Annotated in this window: 1 protein-coding gene; it reads right to left on the bottom strand. The window is 46.0% G+C overall.

Annotation, left to right across the window (positions count from 1 at the left end; translation table 11 throughout):
- On the bottom strand, window positions 1-681 hold a 681-nt coding region (locus A9G48_RS09575; protein WP_442903345.1), incomplete at its 3' end, for a contractile injection system protein, VgrG/Pvc8 family.
- Window positions 682-698 lie beyond the last annotated feature (17 nt).

Genomic DNA, 698 nt, shown 5'->3' with positions numbered 1-698 from the left:
ATCTGTTAGGTCAAAGTTAAATTTAACCCGGTAGCGCCCTTGGGTATCAATATAGCCATAGGTGTCATTATCGGGACTGGTGACCCGTGCCGGTAAGGTGCCACTGACTTGTGGCCAAGCAAGGGGCGCTGGGCGATACGGTTTTAATACCTTAAAAGGTATCGCAGTAAAACTGAGCTGGTAAGCATCAGTGCGGCTGCCGCTGCCCGTAACACTTAAAATAATAATGCCTTCATCAATATCAATCAGGGGGGCGCCATTAAGGCTAATGAGTTGCCCAGGAGCAAGGTTATAACGGTTGCTTTTGCCTCGGATAATTATTTGTTCACTGATTGCTTGTTCATGGCGAATACGTGCGTACCAATTGCCACTTTCTGGGGTGCTATTAAGGTGGTAATCATTATCCTTATTTTGTGCATCATCGTTATTATCGCTCCCCCCCTCATTTTGCTCGCTTTGAATATTTTTATAAATTTTGTTGGGGCTATTTTTTTGACTACCTGAACTGACGCTGGCACTACCTGCATATTGATAGTGCTCGCCATAACGGTAGTCGGTGCCGTTAGTGGTGCGGTCATCGGGTTGGCTATTGACCTCGCCAAGTAAGTTGGCTTTGGCATCACGGTAGTTGTAATCTTTCACTTTAACCGATGATGCCACCGTTTGGCTGTGCATGCTAATATCCCAAACGCTTTCAG

The sequence above is a fragment of the Gilliamella sp. wkB18 genome, from assembly GCF_001690875.1.
GTDB lineage: Bacteria > Pseudomonadota > Gammaproteobacteria > Enterobacterales > Orbaceae > Gilliamella > Gilliamella apicola_A.
This window is presented reverse-complemented; position numbering and strand designations above follow the sequence as displayed.